Origin of the sequence: Brevibacillus sp. AG, from assembly GCF_028369215.1 — a bacterium.
Taxonomy (GTDB): Bacteria; Bacillota; Bacilli; order Brevibacillales; family Brevibacillaceae; genus Brevibacillus; species Brevibacillus porteri.
The window spans coordinates 117,363-137,509 of sequence record NZ_JAQMYO010000009.1; the positions used below are offsets into that span (position 1 = coordinate 117,363).

At 46.6% G+C, this 20,147-nt stretch carries 21 protein-coding genes; 7 read left to right on the forward strand and 14 right to left on the reverse strand.

What is annotated here, in order from left to right:
* Positions 1 to 32: 32 nt before the first annotated feature.
* Genes POF51_RS23680 through POF51_RS23690 form a run of 3 tightly spaced genes read right to left on the reverse strand, consistent with a single transcriptional unit; the run spans position 33 to position 2,241 of the window.
* Complete coding sequence (locus POF51_RS23680; protein ID WP_017246732.1) at positions 33 to 755, reverse strand: amino acid ABC transporter ATP-binding protein; 723 nt, start codon at positions 753 to 755, stop codon at positions 33 to 35.
* Positions 752 to 1,405 carry an amino acid ABC transporter permease gene (locus POF51_RS23685; RefSeq protein WP_017246731.1) on the reverse strand — a complete coding sequence of 218 codons (654 nt, stop codon included), beginning with the start codon at positions 1,403 to 1,405 and terminating at the stop codon, positions 752 to 754. The genes POF51_RS23680 and POF51_RS23685 overlap by 4 nt, the downstream gene beginning before the upstream one ends.
* A gap of 50 nt (positions 1,406 to 1,455) precedes the next feature.
* Positions 1,456 to 2,241 carry a transporter substrate-binding domain-containing protein gene (locus POF51_RS23690; protein ID WP_271756211.1) on the reverse strand — a complete coding sequence of 262 codons (786 nt, stop codon included), beginning with the start codon at positions 2,239 to 2,241 and terminating at the stop codon, positions 1,456 to 1,458.
* 196 nt (positions 2,242 to 2,437) lie between these two features.
* Between POF51_RS23690 and POF51_RS23695 the strand changes: the two genes are divergently transcribed.
* The 5 genes from POF51_RS23695 to POF51_RS23715 all read left to right on the forward strand — a co-directional run bounded on the left by POF51_RS23695 (position 2,438) and on the right by POF51_RS23715 (position 7,568).
* A complete protein-coding gene (locus tag POF51_RS23695) occupies positions 2,438 to 3,139 on the forward strand; it encodes a response regulator transcription factor (protein ID WP_069850035.1) in 702 nt (233 codons plus the stop codon).
* Entirely contained in the window at positions 3,132 to 4,223 is a 1,092-nt protein-coding gene (locus POF51_RS23700; RefSeq protein ID WP_069850033.1) for a sensor histidine kinase, read from the forward strand. The genes POF51_RS23695 and POF51_RS23700 overlap by 8 nt, the downstream gene beginning before the upstream one ends.
* A 166-nt stretch (positions 4,224 to 4,389) precedes the next feature.
* Positions 4,390 to 5,652 (forward strand): efflux RND transporter periplasmic adaptor subunit, encoded by a 1,263-nt coding sequence (locus POF51_RS23705; protein WP_069850031.1) that lies wholly within the window; start codon positions 4,390 to 4,392, stop codon positions 5,650 to 5,652.
* Between the two features lie 12 nt (positions 5,653 to 5,664).
* A complete protein-coding gene (locus POF51_RS23710; RefSeq protein ID WP_069850029.1) occupies positions 5,665 to 6,384 on the forward strand; it encodes an ABC transporter ATP-binding protein in 720 nt (239 codons plus the stop codon).
* Entirely contained in the window at positions 6,381 to 7,568 is a 1,188-nt protein-coding gene (locus POF51_RS23715) for an ABC transporter permease (RefSeq protein ID WP_069850027.1), read from the forward strand. The genes POF51_RS23710 and POF51_RS23715 overlap by 4 nt, the downstream gene beginning before the upstream one ends.
* Positions 7,569 to 7,716: 148 nt before the next feature.
* Here the strand turns inward: POF51_RS23715 and POF51_RS23720 are convergent, their stop codons facing one another.
* Both POF51_RS23720 and POF51_RS23725 read right to left on the reverse strand, forming a co-directional pair.
* Positions 7,717 to 8,265: an NADPH-dependent FMN reductase gene (locus tag POF51_RS23720; protein WP_069850025.1), complete on the reverse strand. Its 549-nt coding sequence runs from the start codon at positions 8,263 to 8,265 to the stop codon at positions 7,717 to 7,719.
* A gap of 105 nt (positions 8,266 to 8,370) precedes the next feature.
* Positions 8,371 to 10,263 carry a serine hydrolase domain-containing protein gene (locus POF51_RS23725; RefSeq protein WP_271756212.1) on the reverse strand — a complete coding sequence of 631 codons (1,893 nt, stop codon included), beginning with the start codon at positions 10,261 to 10,263 and terminating at the stop codon, positions 8,371 to 8,373.
* A 156-nt stretch (positions 10,264 to 10,419) separates the two neighbouring features.
* On the opposite strand from POF51_RS23725, the gene POF51_RS23730 reads away from it, so the two are divergent.
* The gene (locus POF51_RS23730) at positions 10,420 to 12,264 is read left to right on the forward strand and encodes a helix-turn-helix transcriptional regulator (protein WP_271756213.1); all 1,845 of its coding nucleotides are present in this window, start codon (positions 10,420 to 10,422) and stop codon (positions 12,262 to 12,264) included.
* A gap of 63 nt (positions 12,265 to 12,327) precedes the next feature.
* Complete coding sequence (locus POF51_RS23735; protein WP_069850021.1) at positions 12,328 to 12,669, forward strand: zinc ribbon domain-containing protein YjdM; 342 nt, start codon at positions 12,328 to 12,330, stop codon at positions 12,667 to 12,669.
* Between the two features lie 77 nt (positions 12,670 to 12,746).
* On the opposite strand, the gene POF51_RS23740 is transcribed toward POF51_RS23735, so the two are convergent.
* The 9 genes from POF51_RS23740 to POF51_RS23780 all read right to left on the reverse strand — a co-directional run bounded on the left by POF51_RS23740 (position 12,747) and on the right by POF51_RS23780 (position 20,145).
* Entirely contained in the window at positions 12,747 to 13,622 is an 876-nt protein-coding gene (locus POF51_RS23740) for a hypothetical protein (protein ID WP_271756214.1), read from the reverse strand.
* Positions 13,623 to 13,848: 226 nt separating this feature from the next.
* Positions 13,849 to 15,720 carry a glycosyltransferase gene (locus POF51_RS23745; protein WP_271756216.1) on the reverse strand — a complete coding sequence of 624 codons (1,872 nt, stop codon included), beginning with the start codon at positions 15,718 to 15,720 and terminating at the stop codon, positions 13,849 to 13,851.
* 26 nt (positions 15,721 to 15,746) lie between these two features.
* Positions 15,747 to 16,670, reverse strand: a complete 924-nt coding sequence (locus POF51_RS23750) for an MBL fold metallo-hydrolase (protein WP_271756217.1) — start codon at positions 16,668 to 16,670, stop codon at positions 15,747 to 15,749.
* A gap of 28 nt (positions 16,671 to 16,698) precedes the next feature.
* Complete coding sequence (locus tag POF51_RS23755) at positions 16,699 to 17,511, reverse strand: hypothetical protein (protein WP_271756218.1); 813 nt, start codon at positions 17,509 to 17,511, stop codon at positions 16,699 to 16,701.
* Positions 17,512 to 17,546: 35 nt separating this feature from the next.
* A complete protein-coding gene (locus tag POF51_RS23760; protein WP_017246716.1) occupies positions 17,547 to 17,912 on the reverse strand; it encodes a hypothetical protein in 366 nt (121 codons plus the stop codon).
* A gap of 56 nt (positions 17,913 to 17,968) precedes the next feature.
* Positions 17,969 to 18,313, reverse strand: a complete 345-nt coding sequence (locus POF51_RS23765; RefSeq protein ID WP_017246715.1) for a hypothetical protein — start codon at positions 18,311 to 18,313, stop codon at positions 17,969 to 17,971.
* A 222-nt stretch (positions 18,314 to 18,535) separates the two neighbouring features.
* Positions 18,536 to 18,868: a hypothetical protein gene (locus POF51_RS23770; RefSeq protein ID WP_017246714.1), complete on the reverse strand. Its 333-nt coding sequence runs from the start codon at positions 18,866 to 18,868 to the stop codon at positions 18,536 to 18,538.
* 243 nt (positions 18,869 to 19,111) lie between these two features.
* Complete coding sequence (locus tag POF51_RS23775) at positions 19,112 to 19,429, reverse strand: hypothetical protein (protein WP_069850011.1); 318 nt, start codon at positions 19,427 to 19,429, stop codon at positions 19,112 to 19,114.
* Positions 19,430 to 19,434: 5 nt separating this feature from the next.
* A complete protein-coding gene (locus tag POF51_RS23780) occupies positions 19,435 to 20,145 on the reverse strand; it encodes a hypothetical protein (RefSeq protein WP_271756219.1) in 711 nt (236 codons plus the stop codon).
* Positions 20,146 to 20,147 lie beyond the last annotated feature (2 nt).

The following is a 20,147-nucleotide window of genomic DNA, read 5'->3' on the forward strand; positions in this document are numbered from 1 at the left end:
GGATGAAAAATCGCATCATGCCCGTTACTTGTCTACAGCACTTTACTGAGAAACGCCTTGGTTCTCTCATGCTGAGGATTGTCAAAAATCTCGGCAGGCTTGCCTTCCTCTACAATATATCCGCCATCCATGAAAATCACGCGATCGGCTACTTCACGAGCAAATCCCATCTCATGCGTGACCACGACCATCGTCATTCCTTCTTTGGCCAAATCTTTCATCACCTGAAGAACTTCCCCTACCATTTCCGGGTCGAGTGCAGAGGTAGGCTCGTCAAACAGCATGATATGAGGGTCCATGGCGAGCGCACGGGTAATGGCTACGCGCTGTTGCTGACCGCCTGACAGCCGATCTGGATACACGTCTCGCTTGTCCGCCAAATCTACTTTTTTCAGCAATTCCAGCGCCTTTTGTTCATTTTGCTGACGCTCTGAATTTTTGATGTGCTTGGGTGCGAGCATAATGTTTTCCAATACAGTGAGATGCGGGAATAGATTGAACCGTTGAAACACCATGCCGACACGCTCTCGCAGCTTGTTAATGTCCACTTTGGGGGAAGTAACCTCCACACCCTCAATGGTGATTTTGCCCGATGTCACCTCTTCCAACTGGTTCAGGCAACGCAGAAACGTACTTTTTCCCGAGCCGGAGGGACCGATGACACAGACAACTTCGCGCTCTTCAATGGTAGTCGAGATGTCTTTTAAGACTTCCAACGAGCCAAAGCTCTTTTTCAAATTCTCTACATGAATCATTTCGCGAACCTCCTCTCAAGGGAACGAGATAGCAGACTGAGGATGTAAATCATCAGGAAATAGAAGACCGCTACTACTGCCCAAATTTCAAACGAGCGGAAGTTGCCAGAGATGATAATTTCACCACTGTTCATCAGTTCACGGATACCAATGACCGTTAAGAGCGAGGTGTCTTTTAACGTCACGATAAATTGGTTGACGAAAGCAGGAATCATGCGGCGAACAGCCTGGGGCAAGATAACTAGGCGCATAGCTTTTCCGTGCGTGAGTCCCAGGGAACGGGCTGCTTCCATCTGTCCTTTATCGATCGAGAGTATTCCACCACGGAAAATTTCCGCCAAGTAGGCTCCGGCATTGAGACTGAGCGCAAGAATACCTGCGGTTGTCTCTGGAATTTTGATATCAAGGACAGGCGGTAATCCAAAATAAATAAAGAAGATTTGAACCAACAGCGGTGTGCCGCGGAGAAAGTCAACGTAAGCGGTTGCAATGCCGCGAAGCACTTTGGACCGGCTTGTGCTCATCAAGCCAAAAAGCAATCCGATTAAGAGGGCAAAAAACAGGGAAATGACCGTTATTTTTAGCGTGACCACAGAGCCTTGGGCCAAGACAGGAAGCGCATCGACAATGACATCCCAACTACTGCTCATTTGGACAACTCCATTCTTTCTAAGGTGAAAAAAAGGCGCGTCTCGCGCCTTTATTTTTTGGTGCTCAAGTAGGTGTTGATGATTTCATCGTATTTCCCGTTCTCTTTCAGCTTCTTTAGACCGGAGTTGAGTTTGTCTTGCAGCTCTTTGTTGCCTTTTAATACCGCGATGCCGTAGTGGTCACCATTGAGACGGTCGCCTACAATTTTTAGCTTGGAAGCAGGGTCTACCGTAATTTTATACGAGATAACCGGATAGTCTTCGATGGTCACATCAGCGTTGCCGTTCTGAACCTCTTGGAACATGGAAGGGCTATCGTCGAAGTATTTGACAGTCGCTCCGTATTTTTTCCCGAGCTCATCAGCAAAGGTCGCACCAGTCGTGCCTTTTTTGATGGCAATCGTTTTGCCAGCCAAATCTGCCTCTCCATTGATCGTTGTGTTGTCCTCACGTACGACCAGAGAAAGACCTGCTTGATAGTAAGGTTCAGAGAAATCTAAAATTTCTTTGCGCTTATCGGTGATGCTGATTCCTGCAATGGCTCCGTCCAATTGCTTCGCTTGAACAGCCGGAATGATTCCTTTGAAGTCCATCGGCTTAATTTCTACCTCAAAGCCCTCTTCTTTGGCGATGGCGTTGATCAGGTCGATGTCAATTCCCACGTACTTTCCGTCTTTTTCAAACTCAAAGGGTGGGTATGTTGCATCTGTACCAATAACGTACTTCTTGGCACCCGACTGCCCAGATGTTGAGGAAGCTTGATCCGTGCCAGTGCCACATGCACTTACCGTGAGTGCCAACAAACCAGAAACAACAGCAAACATTAGTTTTTTCATAAATTACCCCCAAGTATATTTATGATAGATATGATATGGACATGAATATAGTAATATAGAAAAGTCGGTAAAGTCAAAACAAACTGAAAGTAATTATTATCCATAATTGTATGAACGATATCATGGTGAGATAACAGAAATGTTTTTTCATACCTGCTATAATGGTAGCAAATGTATAAAAGGGATGGGAAAAACGATGAAGCAGGTCACCATATTGATCGCCGACGATGAAGCGGAGATTGCTGAGCTCGTTGCCTTGCATGTGAAAAAAGAAGGTTACCACACAATTATCGCAGCGGATGGAAGGGAAGCACTCCAAGCTGTGCAGACGCATTCGATTGATTTGGCGATCCTCGATATTATGATGCCTGGGCTGGACGGCTATGAGGTAACCCGTCTCATACGTGAACAGCACAATATGCCGATTATCTTTTTGAGTGCCAAGACGTCCGATCTGGATAAAATTTCAGGATTGGTGATGGGCGCAGATGATTATATGACCAAGCCATTCAATCCAATGGAATTGGTTGCCCGTGTGAATGCCCAACTGCGACGCTTTAAGCAGCTGAACCAACCAGTAGTAGCAGTAGCGAGTAACAAGGTCTTAGAGGCAGGTGGACTTGTCATTTACCCTGAGCAGAGAACCGTGAACCTGTACGGAGAAACGATTGAGTTAACGCCGAAAGAGTTTGATATTCTCTACCTGCTGGCCAGCTATCCAAAGAAGGTGTTTAGTGCGGATAATATTTTCCAGCAGGTGTGGGGCGAGGCGTACTATGAAGGCTGCAATACAGTCATGGTGCACATTCGCACCTTGCGAAAGAAACTGGGAGAAGAAAAAACCAAGAACAAGTGGATCAAGACAGTCTGGGGAGTAGGGTATTCCTTTAATGGCTAAGATGATACGGAGCTTTCGGTTTCAAATAGTCAAGCTTCTGGGCATAAGTCTGCTTCTATCCGGTGCGGTTACCTATGTGATCTTTAAAACGCTACAGCTTTACTATCGAACACAGGTAAGGTTTGAAAGCTTGTTAACGCCGATTCGCTATTTTATGCGAGAAATAGGGGACATTTACTTCTTTCTGATTATTTTTGTTCCACTAGCCATACTGTTTTTCTTCTTGCTAACTAAACGGTATGCCACCTATTTTCAAGAGATTTCTAGAGGGATTCATCATCTTGCGAATGGTGACTTTACCAATCATGTTCAAATACCGTCGAACGATGAGTTTGGAGATATTGCCAAGGACATCAATCTGGCGGGTGAAAAATTGCAGGAAGCTGTACAACGAGGAGATTTTGCCGAAAGCAGCAAGGATCAGCTGGTTTTGAATCTAGCGCATGACCTGCGGACGCCGCTGACTTCTGTTTTAGGGTATTTGGACATCATTTTGCGGGACGAGCAGCTGACGGTGCAACAAGCCAGGCATTACACGACTATTGCTTTTACCAAGTCGCAGCGTTTGGAAAAGCTGATCGATGAGCTCTTCGAAATTACGAGAATGAACTACGGCATGCTCACCATCCAACAGAATTTGATTGACCTGAGTGAATTACTCATGCAATTAAACGAGGAGCTATATCCTTCCTTGGAGAAAAATCAGTTGGAAACGAGAATGAATGTGGCCTCACGTTTGACGATTCTCGGAGACGGAGAACTTCTGGCACGCGTTTTCGAGAATATCATGACCAATGCCATCCGGTATGGACAAGATGGCCAGTTTGTTGATATCAACGGTTTTTTGGATCGCGACGAGGTCGTTGTGCAGGTGATTAATTATGGCAACGAGATTCCCCCGGAAGATCTGCCGCATCTTTTTGAGATGTTTTACACGGGTGACAAGGCACGCACTCATCAAAACGGAGGCACAGGTCTTGGGTTATTTATCGCCAAAAATATTGTCGAGCGCCATGAAGGGACGATTTCTGCTCAGAGCAATTTGATCCGCACCGTTTTTGAAATACGCTTGCCTCACGAATAAACGACCTCACTTTAAAAAAATTTAAGTTTTACCCCACTTTTTCTTTTAACAGTTTTCCTTATCCTGATCGGGTGACGAGCCAGGGTGGAACCTGCAACGGAGAAAGTGGGTTTTTTTTATTGGCCAAGGGTTATCGGAGCGTAAAAGTTTTGGGGGAGGTAAGGGAATGAAAAAGCGTTTGTGGATCTGGCTGGGGGTAGGCGTGCTTGTGGCTGGGTTCGGCGGCTATGCGGCTTCTTCGGGAGAGAAGAAGAATGGCGTTCCTGTCACGTTATCAACGGTGATAACAGCCGATTTGGAAAGCACCATTTTGACGTCGGGCATGGTCATGGTACGAAATGAACATACCTTGTTCGCCAACTATGCAGGCGATCTGCGGAATTTCTCGATCAAAGAGGGAGACAAAGTGACGAAAGGGCAGGTGATCGGCAATATCGACATGTCCGATGTCAGCAATGAAATCATGGATATCGAGGCGCAAATCACCATTCAGGAAGCGAATATCGCAAGGCTCTCCAAAGGTGTGGAGCCTGAGGAAGTCACGAAAATGCAGGAGCAGCTTGCCCAGAATGAACGCGAGTACCAAACGGCATTAAAAGATTACCAACGAACACAATCGCTGTTCACTGCTGGCGTGTCTACTCAACAGGCTGTAGAGCAGGCGAAGCAAAAGCTGCAAACAGCGGAATCAAGCGTAAAGGTCGCCAAGCAAGATTTACTCTTGAAGCAAAAAGGGCCAGACAAGTCAGAGATTCGCTCCTACGAGGCGCAAATTCAAAAGCTGAATCTGGAAAAAGCGAAATATGAAAAGCAACGTGTGCAAAGCAGCATTGTTTCACCGATTGACGGGACGGTGCTCTCGATGAAGGTGAAAAAAGGGAAGTACCTGAGTAAGGGCGAGGAAATTCTCACGGTTGGAGATACCAATGATGTTATGGTCGAAGCAGGAGTCGGAGAATCTGATTTGCGTAAAATTAAAATCGGACAGGATGCGGTGGTCTCAGGCATTTCCTTAGGCGGAGAACAGTTGCAAGGTAAGGTGTCGCGCATATCTCCTATGGCTGTAACCAGCAAAGAGCGGGATGGAGAGAGTACGAGAGTGCCAGTCGCTGTCAATCTGAATGAGACGAGGGAGTATTTGAAGCCAGGTTTTCACGTGGATGTGAACATCGTCCTGCAAAAAGCAGCAAACGCCATGCAAGTCCCCGTTGAGGCAGTCGTGACGGACCAAGATGGATCTTCTTTTGTCTGGGTAGCGGAAAATGGCAAGGCCAGGAAGAAAAAAGTGACGACTGGGATTGAAAGTGAATTGTTTATCCAAATTGAAAGCGGATTGGATGGCAGTGAAGAATTGGTAGTGAATCCGCCGGAAACCTTGCAAGAAAATGAAGTGGTCTTCCAAGCATCTCCCGAAGAGTTTGCGGGGTAAAGGAGGATACATATGCTGACCATTGAGGGGTTAACCAAACAGTACAAGACGGATGAGCTGGAATTGTTCGCTTTGCAAAATATCAATATCCACGTGGCTCAAGGTGAATTCGTGGCGATCGTGGGACCTTCTGGTTCCGGAAAATCGACGTTTATGAACATGCTGGGTTGTCTGGATCGGCCAACCTCCGGCTCTTATGTCTTGGATGGAATTGATGTTACGCAGTTGAAGGATAGTGGGCTGGCGCAGGTACGCAATCAAAAAATCGGCTTTGTCTTTCAATCGTTTCATCTGTTGCCACGTGCTACTTCGCTGCGAAATGTAGAGCTGCCGATGATGTATGCGGGCGTCGGCATGACAGAACGCAAAAAAAGAGCGAAAGCGGCGTTGCAGCGTGTCGGACTCGGCCAGCGGATGGAACATAAACCGACGCAGCTGTCCGGCGGTCAAAGACAGCGTGTCGCCATTGCCAGAGCGCTGGTCAACCAGCCTGCGATTTTACTTGCTGACGAGCCGACGGGGAATCTGGACAGTCGTTCCAGCATCGAGATCATGGCGATTTTTCAGGAGCTGCATGCGCATGGGGTAACGATTCTACTCGTCACGCACGAGGCTGATATCGCCCAGCATGCCGAACGCGTCATTACGTTTCGAGATGGTCATATCATCCGAGATGAGCGAGTGGAGAAGCGCTTGTTTGCTACTCCGTCCGAGGAGGTGATCCTCACGTGAATTTACTCGAAAGCTTTCGTACGGCTCTGGAAGGGATTGGGACAAATAAGCTACGTGCTACCTTGACGATGTCTGGGATCATCATCGGAATCATGTCTGTTATTGCTGTAATTACACTAGGAAACGGCAGTCAACAGGCCTATACCGATCAGTTGGAGAAGCTGGGTGCTACTAATTTCAGCGTTTATTTTGGGTGGGACCCTGGGCAAGGAAGCAAGCTTACTGATTTGACAGTGGAGGATGCTTATGCACTTCCCCAACAATCGCCCTACATTGAAGAGGCCGTGCCTTTCGCCTCTTATTTTGGAACGGTTCGTGGCCCGAAAAAGGGGAAGGACGTAAGTATACAAGGAACAAATGAGGATTTGTTAAAGGTTCAACCAAACTTGAAAATAGTTGCAGGCAGATATTTTACTACGAAGGAAGTAAGAGAGGGGAAGCCCGTTATCGTTTTGACCGAAAAGTTAGCGGCAGGGCTTTTCGGAGGTGAAGACCCGATTGGCAAGCGTTTGACTTACAATACAGCATCGGCCGTCGTTATTGGCGTGGTAAGGGAAGCCAAGCTGATGATTGACAATGGTCGATCCGAGGGTGCCTATTTGCCGATTACCTATCTACACAATTTGGACGGGTTGAAGATGGTTCATACGATAACCGTAAAAGCCAAGTCGAAGGAAACGATGGAAGCAGCCAAGAGGCATACAGAGAAGTACTTAAACCGCAGGCACGATCGCGAAAACTACTACCAAATCGATAGTATCGAGAACGCACTGGGGGAGATGGATTCCTTTTCCGGCACGCTCACCACGATTTTTAGTGTCGCTGCTGGGATTGCGCTGTTTGTCGGTGGGATTGGCGTCATGAACATCATGCTCGTATCTGTCACGGAGCGGACGCGGGAAATTGGCATTCGCAAAGCGTTAGGGGCGCGTTACGGAGATATTATGCTGCAGTTTTTGATCGAATCGATGATCGTCTGCTTGATTGGTGGAACGATTGGTGTGCTGCTCGGCATCGGGACAGCCATGTTTGCCTCGCAATATGTCGATGTGCCGCCGCTATTATCGTGGGAAAGTATCGTAATCGCCTTCGGATTTTCCAGTGCCATCGGTATTTTCTTTGGGCTCTACCCGGCTCACAAGGCGGCGAGGCTCAATCCGATTGATGCGTTGCGATATGAGTGAGGAATGAAAAAGAAATGACTAGCAGATATCGCTGCTAGTCATTTTTCTAACGTATAGGAATTTATAAAATAAATTCCGGAGCGCATGGAAACTTTCCGCTAAAACGCGGTCGCTCCTCCTTGAAAAGGCCTCGATAGAGGTTTTCTTATTAGTCTCGAACCGATTGTAATGCCGTTGACCAACTAATCACTTGATTTAACATGTCGTTTACATGTGGGATATGCAATTCGGATGGTGTAAAGACCGTGTAATTTTCAAAATCAGTAAATAGATTGAAGGCAGGTTGTGTACGAACGTCGGCCACCTGCAATTCCCCCAGGATTCCACGTAAGTGCTCTGCTGCACGGGTGCCGCCTGATGAACCATAGCTGACGATACCAGCCGCTTTGTTGTACCATTCCTTGCGGGCGAGGTCGAGTGCGTTTTTTAATACCCCTGTGATGCTGTGGTTGTATTCGGCGGTAACGAATACGAATCCATCCAGGCTGGATAGCTTTGCCGCCCATGCGGCTACTTGTTGCTCACCACTCGGATCGCCAAAGAACGGTAAGTGAAAGTCCGCAATATCAACGATTTCATAGGCTGCATCTCCTCGTTGATCGGCAACTCCTTTGAGCCACGCACCTACTTGGGGACTGACTCGACCTGGGCGAGAGCTACCCAGAATAATCCCGATTTTTAAGCTTGAAGTACTCATGGTTCGTTCCTCCTTATGCGGCTTAGTTTAATGGTAGTTCCTTGGATCAAACATTATGCTTAAAAAAATGCCGCAACTGTAAAGCTCAGTTGCGGCATCGGAGTCTTAGGAGTAATGAATCGAAAGAAAGTTCCAGTAAAATAAATAGCCAGTATACAGGATGGAGAGTACCGCTGCTGCGCCATTCGCTACCTTCCAGCGATCGCGCTCCTTAGCTGTTCTGATCCGCAGGAGCAAATAAGCGGCGGCGGCCAACGAAACAATTGGCAGGGATGCGACAATCACTTGGTAGAGGGCCGGGTAGCCATAGACAAGCTCTGCGTTTGCATAGGTGAATTGGGTGATGAAAAATAAGCTGTGAAGCAGAGCCATAATCGGAACGATCTTCGAAATAGCGTGCGATTGATTGCGCCATTTGCGTAGCCCGAAACGAGCGATCCAGATGAGCGAAAGAAGGATGAACACGATTCCGGGAATCACATACAGAGCCAGTAGAACAGAGGGACTTTCGATGAAGGAGATACGAGGGAGCGAAAAGTTCATCGGTCCTGTCATATAAAATTTCCCTTGTTCCTCGTGAAAATATAGTTGTTCCTCACCGCCGATCTCTTGAAAGAAATGATCGTCTACCTGCACAAACTTTTTCTCAAGGGATTGCTGTCCTTCATTTTGGAACAAACCAGTCACGGATATCGTCTGCGCGTCCAATGCCTTCACTGTGTAGGTGTAGCTACTGAGTAGCCGAAGCCCTTTGCCCCAGCCATTCTCGGGCGTCAGGGTAAGCAGATATTGACCTTCCAGCTTTTTCATTTCGTCTATGGTGCCATCAACAGGAGTTAGGGGCTTGCGGACTTGCTCTGTCAGTAGCTTATCGGCAAACGCGTTCATGACCTTGCTATGCAGCTCCAAGCCAGCATGCGTGGCGTTCACCGTAACAAAGATGCCGAGTGATTCTGAGGGAATCAGCACCATTTTCGAGGTAAAGCCATCAATCCCACCGTTTGCCCATAGGGTAGGAATGCCGTTTTTCGTCTCTCCTTTAAAAAAGCCGTAGCCGATCCCGTACATGCGTTTATGGGCCGCGAATTGTTGGGCATGCATAAGCTGGACAGTTTCTGGTTTGAGCAGAGATGTGCCGTTATAGCTGCCGCCAGAAAGATGGGCGATCATATAGGGGGCGAAGTCGACGGGTGTCATATTAGCAGCACCACTCCCTGGGAAAATAATCCCCGAGTAAGGAATCGTTTGATAGCCGTTTCCGTCGTAATAATAGCTTTTAGCCAGATTGCTCCTGTCCTGCGGGAGATACAATTCGGCGGAATCCATACCTAGCGGGCGGAAGATATTCTCCCGCATATAGTCATGCAAAGATTGACCGGAAGCTTGTTCGATTACACTTCCTAACAATCCGGTGCCCGCATTACTGTATTGAAATTTGCTGCCTGGCGTGAAAATCGTCTCCTGCATCTGAAGTGTTTCATTTACGGTCTCGGTCGAGAATTCCGGTATCACACTCTGACGGTTGTCTCTTTTATAAATTTTTTCATCTATACCGGCTGTATGTGTGAGCAGGTGGTGGAGTGTGATTGGGCCGTAACGATTATTGGTAATTTTGTAGTCTTTTAGGACGGTATTCAAATCTTCGCGTAAGGAAAGTTTGTCTTTTTCCACGAGCTGCATCGCTGCAGTAGCCGTAAACGACTTGGTCACGGAACCGATTCGAAACACCGTACGCTCAGGATCAACGGGGATTTGCTGTTCGACGTCGGCAAAACCATAGCCCTTTCTATAAATGATGCGATCTCCCTGGGTAATGACAATGGCTGCGCCTGGGATATGCAAGTTGTTCATTTCATTTTTTATGAGGGGATCAACTACTTGTTCGATGGAAGGAGTAGTAAGCGGCGAGCGAGCATTGGCCACCGATAGAGGCTGTATCAGCATGAGGCAGGATACGAGCAGAACGGCAAACCATTTTCGTAGAGCAAATAATGTCATGTTCATCACCTTTCGCGTTTAGCGTCAGTCAATTGTTGTAAGGCCAGCGACAGGGATGAGTATAGGACGATGAATGTCACGGTGAGAAGTAACAGAATGTCATTGTTTATCGTGATAGTAGCTGGGCGTCATCTGATAATATAATGGGGGGAAAGTTTGGGTGTAGATGAGGTGTGCCAATTGCTTGCATTTGTTAAACGATGGTTATGGGTTGACTGGATGATCTTCACGATCCACTTTATGTGGGGGCTGACGATTTTTCTCGGCCTTGTCCGCAATCAAGATCAATTGCCTTATCCGCTAGTGATTACATTGATTGTTTCGCTCTTGGTGCTTGTCGTCCCCAGTTGTTTGCGTCGATACTCTCGTAACCTATATTTGCTCGCTGAGATTATTTTGAGTGGAGGCTTGTGCATTGCCTTGAATTTCTTTTTTGAAGGAGTAAGGTGGCAGTTTGTCCCCATCGCTTTTCTCATCGGATATCACAGTGTGGAACGATCTTATCGCTGGACGGGACCATTGGCGATTTTGGCGATTCCGTTTCTTGTGGGCGAGGCAATTGGGTTTGATTTCGAGCCTATAGTCGTAAGCGATCTAATTGTGTACCATTTCGCGGCATATGCGCTTGGTTTTGCCTTTCAATTGCTTAGTCGTATGCACAAGCAGAGCCTGATTATTCAAAACCAGAACCACATATTGGAGCAATACGCTTCCCAGGTGGAGGAAATCACGCTGCTGGAAGAACGGAACAAAATGTCCAAAGAGCTGCATGACACGATCGGACATACGATGACATCGCTCATTATGGGTATGGAGATGCTTCGGTCTAAAATACCAGATGCGGAGGCTAGTCGTCTGGATATGCTTTTGCAGATGGCTCGACAAGGTTTGGATGAGTCCAGAGGGATTTTCCACAAATGGGCTCATAATGGCTATGAATCTGCTACGACGATGGAGTCCGCCTTCGTTGAATTGATCGGGCAATTTCAAGTGGCTACAGGGGTGTCCGTCAAGCTACGTATGTACGGCGATGAGTACGCGTTGAGCCGTTCCTTGAAGCTGACTTTGTACCGCTGCTTGCAAGAAACACTGACCAATGCTGTGCGCCACGGAAAAGCATCACAAATTCAAGTGGGACTTTACTTTGAAGAAGCTCAGATTCGGTTGCAGGTCGAAGATAATGGGGAAGGAAATGGGACGATCGAATTCGGATTTGGTTTGCAATCGATGAAGGAAAGGCTAGAAGCACTTCAGGGACGATTATCGATCCATTGTATGGACGAAGGAGGTGTGACGGTCATTTGTAGTCTGCCAGCTATGCAGGCTGTACCAAGTGCAGGCATACGTATCCTAATCGTCGATGATCAGCCCATTGTGAGGGAAAGTTTGCAACTCGTTTTACAGAATCAGCAAGATTTACAGGTGGTCGGGGTCGCAGAGAACGGCTTGATGGCACTGGACATCATTCCAAAAGAAAAACCCGACGTCGTACTTTTGGACGTTCAAATGCCTGTCATGGACGGGGCGAAGACACTACAAGCGATACGTGAGCGGTGGCCGGATATGCGTGTCATTATGTTGACGACCTTCGAAGAAACAGCCCTTGCGACAGAAACGCTAGGGAGAGGCGCGAATGGCTACTTGTTAAAATCGGTTAGTCCGGTTGAGCTCGTAGAGGCGATACGAGTTGTTCATCAGGGTGAAGCGTTGATTAACCATAAGATTGCGGATGTCCTTTTCAAAGAAATGCGCTTGCAGCAAGAAGAGCTGAATGGACTTCGCCAAAAGCAAGGACGCGAGTGTCCCTATGGGTTGACGGAACGGGAAAGAGGCATATTGGCCTCGTTGGTAGAGGGGCTTCGCATGAAAACTATCGCGGAGAAAATCTTTCTTTCTGAAGGAACGGTACGCAATTGCACCACAGTGATTTATGCAAAACTGGGTGTAAAGAATCGCGAAGAGGCCGTTAAAAAAGCACGGGACGAAGGTCTTGCTGGTTAGGTGGCCAGGTTTTCAGGTTAGATATGGTAGAATGGACAGTATCGAATGGAGGTTATATCAAAGATGAGTCAATTGCCAAATTGCCCAAAATGTCATTCAGAATACACGTACGAAGATGGAAGCTCCCTAGTATGCCCGGAATGCAGCCATGAGTGGACGTTGCAAGCAGACAGCGACAACGGTGAAGATAACAAGGTCATCAAGGATGCAAATGGAAACGTCTTGAATGATGGCGACACCGTAACCGTCATTAAAGACCTCAAAGTAAAAGGTACTTCATTGGTTGTGAAAATCGGGACAAAAGTAAAAAATATCCGTTTGATTGAAGGAGACCATGATATCGACTGCAAAATCGATGGTTTTGGTCCAATGAAATTGAAATCGGAATTTGTGAAAAAGGTGTAAGCTGGGAATGTAACGGACAAGAAACAGCTGACTGCATGTTAGATGCAGTCAGCTGTTTTCGTAAAGGCAAAGTCTTGTTAGGTGAGACGGTGAATGGACCAGACGATGCCCTCGCCTCCTCCACCTAAGTTGAGGTTGATGGTCAATCCATTGGCAACATAGAACAAACCGAGTGTATCACCTGCATTGAGTTGAACGTCACCCGCGAGTGTGACGGTTCCTGCCCCCAGAATGGCTCTTAATGTGAGTACGAGCGCAACGTTTACGTTGAGAACAGGGAAATCGGCAATAATCAAATCCGTTGCGGTCGGAGTTATTCTTTGCACGACAAATGCGGGAGTAATTCCAGCGTCTAAGTTAACGGTAATGGCTGCGGTCGTTTCATAGTTAATGGTTGCCTTGATGGAGTAAGTTCCATTCGCTGGTACTGTGTAAGTGCCAGTTAGAGGGTTGAAACTTGGGCTGCCATAGTAGGGGCTGGCCGTTGACCAGTTAATTAATTGGGAAGATGCACAAAGGGTCACAGTTGATAAGAAGCCAGAGAAGTTTTCAGCGGTGAAAGCAGGTCCAGTCGCGCCTGTTGCCCCGGTAGTCCCGGTGGCCCCAGTAGGTCCGGTAGCACCAACGCCCGTCGCCCCCGTTATACCACCTGTGCTGTAGGATGGAACAGACAGGATGTTGTCCAGTTTCGATTGCAATAGCATTTCTTTTTTCGCAACGTCTTGCAAGGTTTGGCGTACGCTTGCATTCACCAAAAGGAGATCGCTTAACGAAGCAGGAACAGTCAAACCTGGTAATGTACCAATGGCATATTGCAATTTTTCTGCTTCTGCATTAATAATATGCCCGAGGCTGAGCTCTTCGATGGCGATGGAAGTAAGGAGAAGATTGATAGCATCGTCTCTCGTTATAGTAATGGTGGGAGTAATATTGGGAATATTGGCTTGCGACATGGCATTCATCCTTCCTGTTACATTCAAAAACTTCTCACTATGCTATGAGGCGTTATCTGTGCAGGTGCCTGACTGTATAGAAACAGAAAAAAGCCAATCTGATTTCCAGATTGGCTTTTGTGTTAACCGGTAAGCGCCGTGCTCATCAAAAAATAGACCACCATTGCTTATGGCATTTATACATTCACCCACAGGGTGGGTAACTTTTTCATGATCACGAGGGGAGTCAGGTCAGAGACTCAAAATACCTTTTGTTGTAGAGAATGCTAGGGTGGGTCGGGTTGTATAAGTAGGCAATATCATTGTGGTGGCGTGATTTCTCGTTATCCCCCATTTGAGAATAGCATAAGCAAAGTTGAAGATGAGGTAGCCACGTCCAGGATACGTGGTCGATGTGTGCGAGCTTTTCAGCAGGTCGCTCCACTTGTGTTGCGAGATCATACCAAAAAATGGCGAGCAGCCAATTTTTATCTTCGACATGAAAGGCTCCAATCTGGCAGCACGCTTCCGCCCGTGGGCGATCGTAGTTGAACGTACGATATAGCGACGATAGAACATTTTGTCTCTCGTATAGATGGGAATAGCAATTCGCCAGCTTCAAGCAAGCGTTAATGTTGTCTTCTACCCAGCCTTGCTGGGTGTTCAAGAACTTCGTGTAAAAAATAATGGCCTCTTCATGATACTGATTGTCACGCAATTCATTCGCATAATAGTACAAGTCCCGTGGAGAGAATTCTTCCCCTTTAGCATCCCTGCGTCGGTAGATTTGCAGATTGCGGTCCGTGTATTCCTTCTGCTTGTTATGCGTGATGGATATGTCACTGTTGATGACGTTTCCGCTGACTTCCAAATATTCATGGACGGGTCCGATCCAGCGAAAACCACGGTCGCGTTTTACCAGGCGATTGCGGCGAATGCTGTATGCCACATTCCCATTGCTGTCCACTGAAAGGTTGTAGTTCATCGTGACACTGTCGATGCTGTAATTTAACGTAAGCTTCAACTCGCGGAAGAGCTGCCGGTCTTTCTCCAGAAGGATATCGTCTGCATCCAGCCACAAAATATAGGGGCATGTTGCCTTGCTGAACGCATAGTTTCGTGCAGCTGAAAAATCATCAATCCACTCAAAATCATAAATGGTGCAGCCATAGTTGGACGCAATTTCTTTTGTGCGGTCTGTTGAACCCGTGTCGACGATAATGATTTCATCGACGAGGTCCGCAACGGTGGAGAGGCATCGCTCCAGAGCGTCTTCTTCATTTTTGACGATCATGCATAAACTGATTGAAATCTGATTCGCTTTCCCCGCTGTCATGCCATTTTTTTTGCGATACTCGCTCACTCCAGCCAGATCCGACTGACGGTAGATGTGGTACCCAGGAAGGTGCGTATCCACATGCAAAGAAAAGCCCATAGCTACAGCCCGAACGCAAAAATGCCGATCTTCTCCCCAGAACGACAAGTTAGCTATTCGTTTAAAGCTGACGCCTGCCTCCAAGACCTTTCGATGGATGAACGTGCATGCACCGAGACCTCCTACCTCATACACACCCGGTTTACGCAGCATCTCTAAAAAGTTTTGGTTCTCCGCTGATTCGGACGCCCCTTCGCTAGTCAATGTGTATTGATCCATCAGCCAAACTTGAGGAAGCTCAATCGAATCAGGCTGCCAACGTGTCCAGTAAATATTGGAAATAATATCTTTATTGGCTCGAAGCAATTGTTGCAGGGTGTGAGGGTGTAAAACGAGATCGGAATCGATCAAAAACAAGTAATCGAAACCCTCTTTGAGCGCATAGGAGATAATCGTATCTTTCATTTGCGCTACTTTCCAAATATTTCGTTCCGTCCAATAATGGGTCATTTCATTTCGGACATACGTGTCATCGTCTGTGTTTTTGAGGATGACGGTTCGTTTGTTCTCCTGCTCGAAATCAGCCAAGAGTGTACTGGATAGTGGGTCTTTGTTATCGTCGATGAACATGTAATGAACCAGTTCGTTTTTGGTAGTCAGCTCCGTGAGGGATTGAAGGAATTCCTCCAAAATGATCGGGAATTGTTGAATGGGACTACCGATTAAAATACGTTTTTTCCCCATGGTACACCCCCATATATAGCCTTTGTTCAAGTGGTAGCGGCAGGTTTACTGAATAGCAGTAAGCCATTGTCCACTTTTGCGACAATTCGGTTCTCTTGCTGTAGCTCTTTTACATAAGAGCGGATAATCGAAGTAGTCAAACCGTAGCGGTGCAAGTCATCTTCAAACTCATATTTTTTCATGACTTTTTGGACTACTTGTTCGAGAGTGCTTGGCTGCTCATGAATCCATGCTTCAAGAAAAGCAGAGGTGTCTTTCATAAGGCTGAGATGCTTGTTAATTAAACCCGTTACTGTCTTAAAGGGTCCACCATGGTACAGCACATAAGCGTTCAATTTCATCATCGAGAGCTTCTTGAAGCTTCTTTTGGCAGCCTTCAGATCGTTAAAAAAAAGGAGATCCTGCTTGTTCAACGTTTTGGGACCAAACAAGGCATCGCCGCAGAAAAGAACATGATCAGGGGTAATAATGCCGACCATTCCCGGCGAATGTCCAGGTAAGGAGACGATTTTGAATGGAATGGTATCGACGTGAAAGATACCATCGGTGGATGGAAGATAATCCGTTACGAGCGCACGTGCATTCTCTTTGTTTTGATCAGGCTTCGCATCAGACCCTCCACCTGCGTCGAAAACCAAAGGCTCGAGATGTGGATTTTCGATGATATAGGATGCTAAATGTGTCGCATAGATGCGAAGGTTGGGGAACCTTTTTTTCAAATAGAGATTGCCACCGTGGTTAACAGCGTGACCATGTGTATGAACAACGGCAAGGATTTGATACCCTCGATCGCTGATTCTACTGCATACTTTCTCGATGACAGCGGCATTTGGGCCGCTATCAATGCAAACAGCGGTTTTGCTGGACCTATCCAAATAGACCCCGATCCCGTATTTACCGGAGACCACATAACTGTTGCCGGCCACTTCGATCAATTCCAAACGATCCATATACCTTACTCCTTCATTAGATTCAGGTTCATATGTGGATGATCTTGGTGACATTGCCGATACGTACCTTTACGGAGTTCGGTACATAGGGAGGCCGTGCAGGTGCAGACACTCGCTTCGCGAGCATTTTTTTCTTGCCACGCACTTTTTCCACGTTCGCTACAGGCTTGGAACGCACGGATTTGTTTCTGTTTTTATCGGGAGTAGGGATGGACGCAGTTTGTGCTAATAATGGGGGGTTTGGACGTAGTGATTTCCGGTTGTTAGCTGTATCGATGCGTGCGTCATTTGCGAGCAATGGAGGGGTTGGGGGAGGCATAGGTGGAACGTCAGTGGTTTTCGTTTGCTCACCCAGATCCAACTGTATCGGTTCGTCATCTGGAAAAACTCCTTCCAGCTCTAATTGCATCGGCTCTTCGTAGGGGGAATCCTCTTCCGGCTCCATAGACTTTACTTGATGATGGGGATGGTCTTCTATCAAGTAAAAAGCTTGTAATTGCCGCAAATGATCTTCAATGAATGTCGCGATTTGTTTATGTGGAAAGCTCCACGACTTTACCAACTCCGATAACTGGGCAATTGAAGCAAGGACATGTGTGTATGTTTCGCTTGTGGGATGGAGAGGGTTACGCGATTCAAAAAGGAAGCTGTGAGTAATCTGCTTATTATGTGTGTGAGTATGCAGTCTGACGAGCAGATTGATCATCGTTGATAGTTGGTAGCCAAACAGCATAAGCTCGTAATCTTTGGCATGATGAAAGCGTGATTCCAATCCTTTGACCAACTGGACGATGGAATAGGTCAGTTTTAGAACGGTGTCATCGATACCTCTGTTCTTCATGGCAATTGACCTCGAATTCCTGAAATGAACAATCCTTAATAGTCGATGGTGATGTCATCCAATTCATCCCCGAAATCGGATTCTTCCATCTCAAAATTTGATTTAAGCGCCACAGGGTACATGTGAATGGCTGCATCCAGCTTTTTTAACAAAAGCCACTCAGCCATCAGCACCGAATCCAGAATCGAAATGACTGTACGATTAAAGGTGATGATCTCATCATTGGACGGGTTGTTGGGGAAGTCCAGATTTTTGCCAACGAAAGCAAGGGCTTTGTCAGCTTCAGCATTTAGCAATCTAGACAAGGCTTCTTCCTCTAGGGCAATCGATTGCAGCAAATGACTCAAAGCTTCTTCGCGCGTCGGCAAATCATTTGATTGAACTTTATCTTGTAAGGTCATCATCATCCCTCTTCAATAAAATTATGATCCATGAGAAGCAGTGTGAGTAGTGAGGGTTATTCTTTGAAGCAAGTCAGGTCGGGCAAGTCAGGTAAGTCATCGTGGTTATGATGATCATGCATCTGCTCCAGCTTAATAATGTCCTCCAGCTTGAATTGCAAGAGCATCTCTGTCTTGATGACATTGCGCAGCATTCGTTCCACGCTATTGTTTAGGGCAAGTGCATCATTGAGCGAGAGGGATTGCTCCTTCACGATTTTTTGGATCTTTTGCCCCTCTGCATTAATAATGTGAGAAAGTCCGATTTCCTCCAGCGCAATGGAGGTGAGAAGCAGATTTAATACTTCGTTGCGTTTCAATATGATTTCCGGTGTTATATTGGGGACCGTGGGCATTGACATCGTTATCTACATCCTTTGTTTTTATGATTTTGTATACAAAATAAGACTTGCCCGAAATAGAAGGAGATCTGCTTCCCTTTATTTGCACAGAACTCCTTCGGGCAAGTTTCTTACAACGTACTTAAAAACGATAGGATCGTCATAGGATCGCGTAATTGATAGTGAATAAATGGAAACTTCCTCGCAGTACATGTTATGTAACCGCGATCTTAATATGACAACTTAATCGTATTCATTCGATAAGGAAGTAGAGGCGCCCGGGATAATGCTAACCACATTTTCCAGCTTGAATTGCAAGAGCATTTCTTTTTTGATGACATCTTGTAGCGTTTTGCGAACACTGTTGTTAACGGCGAGAATGTCAGAGATGGTGGGGACGACCTCAGGCGTAACCCCCAATGTACCTACCACAAACTGGAGTTTTTCTGCCTCTGCATTCATAATATGCACCAAAGACAATTCTTCCAGAGCAATGGATGCCAGCAGTAAAGATACGGATTGCTCAATCGTAACGGAAATCGTTGGGGTAATGTTAGGGATGGTAGATTGAGACATGAGATCACCTCTTTGAAGTAATGGGTAACTATTTTACTCATTTAAGCCTATCGCTTACTTCTAAACGCGTGATCGATAGCAAATTCCCCCTTCGTTTTAACTACGGTAAGTGTATGCATAGGTGTGTGTCCCACTGAACTGTTAATTTGTACACCATGCGCAAGGAAGCAAGGAAAAGGAAAAGCCCGGATCGATTGACCCGGACCAGTGGTATTGTGGTAGTTTCCATACGAATGAGGCCTATTAACTCGAAGGAATCTGTGGAAGAAGATTATCCACGATATTTTCCAATTTGAATTGGAGAAGTATTTCTTTTTTGATGACATCTTGTATCGTTTGACGAACGCTTGAATTGACGAGCAGGATGTCGGAGAGTGTAGCGGGTGGTTCAAGCCCTGGAACAAGGGTGCCTAAAACAAATTGGAGCTTTTCAGCCTCTGCGTTCAGAATGTGAGCCAAAGCCAGTTCTTCTAACGCGATGGATGCAAGCAAGAGCGAAGTGGTTTGGCCAAGAGTAATCGAGATAACAGGCGTAATAGTAGGGATCGATGCTTGGGACATGATCATCACCTCATAGATTTATGCGTATGTAAGCCCCGGAGCCTTACCAATACCCAGCGACGATTTCCGGCTATCTCTCGAAAAAGTTCTTCGTAGTGATAGATTTTTCCGAGATGAGCCAGAAAGGGATAGTGATCAAAATCATCTACGAGAATAAGTGCATCTGGTTTGAGTGTGTCAATAAATAGTGGATAGGCAAGAGAGCGGCCGTTGCCATGCGGACCGTCCACAACCATGACATCTACTGAATGACTGGAAAGCGATAGTTGGTCCAAATCGGCGTAAAATGCTTTTTGAATGGAAAAATAATCAAATTGATTCTCGGGAACATGCTGTCCGATGGCAGGCCACAAGCTCCTGCTCTCCGTTGGATTGTCGAAGACCTTGTTCCATTCCTCTTCGGATAGTTGCTTCAAAGAGCTGGTCACCAAAGCGACATGCGGTACATCACCTAGACTCTCCTTGATTTCCTTTGCACGAATTGGATGATGCTCCACAATAGTTGCTTGAACCGGGAGCAGCTCAAGATCGCCAAGTGATTTCCAAAACAGGGCGGAGTCACCTCCACCCAACTGAAGCACCAGGCACTCCTCCTTTTCTTTGTTGATATGACGGCATGCATGTACGAGGGCCTGTTTGCTCAACGTGAGTGAGTTGTATCGCCAGTGATTACAATTGGACTGCTGCAAAGCCTTTTCGATATCGCGAATGATCATCT

What these genes read in the sequence shown, in the direction of transcription:
- POF51_RS23680 (WP_017246732.1), bottom strand. Translation starts at nt 755, where the DNA reads ATGATTCATGTAGAGAATTTGAAAAAGAGCTTTGGCTCGTTGGAAGTC.
- POF51_RS23685 (WP_017246731.1), bottom strand. Translation starts at nt 1,405, where the DNA reads ATGAGCAGTAGTTGGGATGTCATTGTCGATGCGCTTCCTGTCTTGGCC.
- POF51_RS23690 (WP_271756211.1), bottom strand. Translation starts at nt 2,241, where the DNA reads ATGAAAAAACTAATGTTTGCTGTTGTTTCTGGTTTGTTGGCACTCACG.
- POF51_RS23695 (WP_069850035.1), top strand. Translation starts at nt 2,438, where the DNA reads ATGAAGCAGGTCACCATATTGATCGCCGACGATGAAGCGGAGATTGCT.
- POF51_RS23700 (WP_069850033.1), top strand. Translation starts at nt 3,132, where the DNA reads ATGGCTAAGATGATACGGAGCTTTCGGTTTCAAATAGTCAAGCTTCTG.
- POF51_RS23705 (WP_069850031.1), top strand. Translation starts at nt 4,390, where the DNA reads ATGAAAAAGCGTTTGTGGATCTGGCTGGGGGTAGGCGTGCTTGTGGCT.
- POF51_RS23710 (WP_069850029.1), top strand. Translation starts at nt 5,665, where the DNA reads ATGCTGACCATTGAGGGGTTAACCAAACAGTACAAGACGGATGAGCTG.
- POF51_RS23720 (WP_069850025.1), bottom strand. Translation starts at nt 8,265, where the DNA reads ATGAGTACTTCAAGCTTAAAAATCGGGATTATTCTGGGTAGCTCTCGC.
- POF51_RS23725 (WP_271756212.1), bottom strand. Translation starts at nt 10,263, where the DNA reads ATGACATTATTTGCTCTACGAAAATGGTTTGCCGTTCTGCTCGTATCC.
- POF51_RS23735 (WP_069850021.1), top strand. Translation starts at nt 12,328, where the DNA reads ATGAGTCAATTGCCAAATTGCCCAAAATGTCATTCAGAATACACGTAC.
- POF51_RS23740 (WP_271756214.1), bottom strand. Translation starts at nt 13,622, where the DNA reads ATGTCGCAAGCCAATATTCCCAATATTACTCCCACCATTACTATAACG.
- POF51_RS23745 (WP_271756216.1), bottom strand. Translation starts at nt 15,720, where the DNA reads ATGGGGAAAAAACGTATTTTAATCGGTAGTCCCATTCAACAATTCCCG.
- POF51_RS23750 (WP_271756217.1), bottom strand. Translation starts at nt 16,670, where the DNA reads ATGGATCGTTTGGAATTGATCGAAGTGGCCGGCAACAGTTATGTGGTC.
- POF51_RS23755 (WP_271756218.1), bottom strand. Translation starts at nt 17,511, where the DNA reads ATGAAGAACAGAGGTATCGATGACACCGTTCTAAAACTGACCTATTCC.
- POF51_RS23760 (WP_017246716.1), bottom strand. Translation starts at nt 17,912, where the DNA reads ATGACCTTACAAGATAAAGTTCAATCAAATGATTTGCCGACGCGCGAA.
- POF51_RS23765 (WP_017246715.1), bottom strand. Translation starts at nt 18,313, where the DNA reads ATGTCAATGCCCACGGTCCCCAATATAACACCGGAAATCATATTGAAA.
- POF51_RS23770 (WP_017246714.1), bottom strand. Translation starts at nt 18,868, where the DNA reads ATGTCTCAATCTACCATCCCTAACATTACCCCAACGATTTCCGTTACG.
- POF51_RS23775 (WP_069850011.1), bottom strand. Translation starts at nt 19,429, where the DNA reads ATGTCCCAAGCATCGATCCCTACTATTACGCCTGTTATCTCGATTACT.
- POF51_RS23780 (WP_271756219.1), bottom strand. Translation starts at nt 20,145, where the DNA reads ATGATCATTCGCGATATCGAAAAGGCTTTGCAGCAGTCCAATTGTAAT.